This window comes from Fluviicola sp. (assembly GCF_030151805.1).
GTDB lineage: Bacteria > Bacteroidota > Bacteroidia > Flavobacteriales_D > Crocinitomicaceae > Fluviicola.
Genome location: NZ_JASLCN010000406.1, coordinates 1 through 2767, shown reverse-complemented (window position 1 = coordinate 2767; position 2767 = coordinate 1). Strand labels below are relative to the sequence as shown.

The following is a 2767-nucleotide window of genomic DNA, read 5'->3' as shown; positions in this document are numbered from 1 at the left end:
ATCAGGTATTTCATTTCATACGGAACACCCGGCATCGAAACAAAGATGGTTCCGTCTTTCTCAAACCACATTCCGGGAGCCGTTCCCTGATCATTGAAAAGTACCTCACACGATTCGGGAACCATTGCCTGAAGTTTGTTCACTTCCAGCATCGGGCGGTTTCGTTTGACGAAAAACGATTCCACATGACGCAGCACCTGCTCGTCTAAAACCAGGCGTGTATGAAAATACGAACACAGGACTTGTTTCGTAATGTCATCCTTAGTAGGTCCGAGTCCGCCGGTGATCAGAACCACCTGGCTTCTGTCGTGTGCATCCCGGAGCGCAGCCGAAATAGCTTCCCATGAATCGGAAATCGTGGCAACATGCGAAACCTTGATTCCGTTATCTGCTAATTGAGTTCCCATCCATGAAGCATTCGTATTGATTGTCTGTCCGATTAAAAGTTCATCTCCGATGGATATAATTTCAACATGAATCATGGTACTGTTTTTGAGCATAGACAAAATTATTCTTAAGTTTGAACATAAAAAATAATCCATGAGAAAATTCACAACAATCTTGGCATTAAGTAGTCTTGCGGTTGGTTTATCTGCTTGCGAAACCTTAAAAGAAGCAGCAAGCACCATCAATACCGGAACAAGTACAACCCCTTCATTGACCAATTCGGAAGTGATTTCGGGATTAAAGGAAGCATTGACGGTTGGGATTCAAAATTCGGTGAATCTAACTTCCATAACGGACGGATTCCTGAAAAATGACGCGATCCGCTTACCATTTCCTGCAGATGCCATCAAGGTAAAAGAAAAAGCAATGGATTGGGGATTGGGTTCCCAGGTCGAAAAATTTGAAACAACACTGAACAGAGCAGCCGAAGAAGCAACAAAAGAAGCTCTACCGATCTTCAAAGACGCTATTTTGAATATGAGTATTTCGGATGGTTTTGCCATTTTGAACGGCGGAGACGGCGCTGCGACCAAATTCCTGAAAGACAATACAACCTCCAAACTGGTTGCTGCATTTTCCCCGAAAGTAAAAGAAGCGATCTCTAAAGTAAAACTGACAGAATACTGGAACCCGATCATTACCAAATACAACGGTGCAATGAGTTTGACAGGTGGAGAAAAAATCAATCCGGATCTGAATCAATACATCACCGAAAGAGCAATTTCCGGGTTGTTCCAAATGGTTGAAAAGGAAGAAAACAAAATCAGAAAAGATCCTGCCGCACGTGTAACTGATTTGCTTTCTAAAGTTTTCGGAAGTATCAAGAAATAATTAATAATTGAAAATGCAAAATGAATAATTGAAAAGTCGAAGAACATTTTTTAACTTTTCTCTTCTCACTTTTGAATTTACTTTTCAATTTTAAACTGTTCAATTCTCAATTCACATGAAGTATCCTGCGTCAGAACTGGTATTAGATTCAAAGGGAAATGTCTATCATTTGGGGATTTCTCCCGAACACCTCGCCGATCATGTTTTATTAGTCGGAGATCAAAACCGCGTGGCTGCTATTTCGGCATTTTTCGATGAGATCACACATCAATCGGAGCACCGCGAGTTTGTTTGTCATACCGGATATTACAAAGGAAAACACATCACCGCTTTGTCCACAGGAATCGGGACAGACAACATTGATATTGTCATTAACGAACTGGACGCTTTGGTGAACATCGATCTGAAGGAACGCAAAAACAAAGAGCAAATCACATCTTTAAACCTGATCCGGATCGGAACCTGTGGCATTCTGCAGGCAGATATTGATGTACACAGCTATATTTTATCAAGTCATGCGGTCGGCATTGACAATGTGGCGCACTTCTACCCGATTGCATTCAGTGAGCACGAGAAAGAATTAGCGCGCTCCCTGGATTCATTTGTAGGTTTCCCGAAGGAAATCACGCCCTACTGCGCAGAAGCTTCAAAACAACTCTTAGATCAATTCGAAGGACCTGAAACCCATCGGGGAATCACCGTAACCAGTTCCGGCTTTTATGCACCACAGGGAAGATCTCTTCGCCTTGGAACAAGAACTCCTGATATCAATGAAAAGCTGGAAGCATTTTCTTTCGAAGGGCATCGCGTGGTGAACTTCGAAATGGAAAGTTCTGCCCTGTTTTCACTTGGAAAAGCCATGGGACATCAATGCATTACGATTTGCCTCGGAATCGCAAACAGACCCCGGATGGAATTCAGCAAAGGATATGAAAACGAAATGAATCGTTTGATTCAATATGTATTAGACCGAATCTGATCTTACTCAATCGGATACTTTCGTTCATATTCTTCCGGAGTTAAATCATCTCCGTTATTACCATCCAGAATGGTCACTTTGAAATTATTCTCGCGCACCTTCACATTCATTTTGATGATTTTCGTGTTCCCGATCTGCTGAACAACCTGGAACCAGTAATACCCGTTCTTCCCATTCAACAGATCCTTACTCAACTGCAAAGAAACCTTCTGGTTTTTTCTTTCGGCTGCAACCTGTAGTTTTTTGACAATTTCCAGGTTATTTACCAGTTCATACGCCTTATACTCAGGAGAATTCTGATTTGCCTCCACTTTGGCTCCGGCTTCTTCCTTTTCTCCGCAGGAACTAAACGTTCCGACCAGCAGAGCACCAACCAATATCAACGAGAAATACTTCATGACTTTCATTTAGTTCCTAAAATAGGGAATAAATCTCAATCTGCCTCTTTCGAAACCGGATGAAAGCAAAAAAAGGCCGGTAGCAATTACCAACCTTTCCGCTATTTATTTT

4 protein-coding genes are annotated in these 2767 nt (G+C 42.0%); 2 read left to right on the top strand and 2 right to left on the bottom strand.

Annotated elements, in window-relative coordinates; all coding sequences use genetic code 11:
• On the bottom strand, positions 1 to 482 hold a 482-nt coding region (locus Q1V93_RS15360), incomplete at its 3' end, for a competence/damage-inducible protein A (RefSeq protein ID WP_300665871.1).
• A 58-nt stretch (positions 483 to 540) separates the two neighbouring features.
• Between Q1V93_RS15360 and Q1V93_RS15355 the strand changes: the two genes are divergently transcribed.
• Positions 541 to 1278, top strand: coding sequence for a DUF4197 domain-containing protein (locus Q1V93_RS15355; RefSeq protein WP_300665870.1), 738 nt, complete (start codon positions 541 to 543; stop codon positions 1276 to 1278).
• Positions 1279 to 1393: 115 nt separating this feature from the next.
• The gene (locus Q1V93_RS15350) at positions 1394 to 2257 is read left to right on the top strand and encodes a nucleoside phosphorylase (RefSeq protein ID WP_300665868.1); all 864 of its coding nucleotides are present in this window, start codon (positions 1394 to 1396) and stop codon (positions 2255 to 2257) included.
• Between the two features lie 2 nt (positions 2258 to 2259).
• On the opposite strand, the gene Q1V93_RS15345 is transcribed toward Q1V93_RS15350, so the two are convergent.
• Positions 2260 to 2655: a hypothetical protein gene (locus Q1V93_RS15345; RefSeq protein ID WP_300665866.1), complete on the bottom strand. Its 396-nt coding sequence runs from the start codon at positions 2653 to 2655 to the stop codon at positions 2260 to 2262.
• Positions 2656 to 2767: the final 112 nt, after the last annotated feature.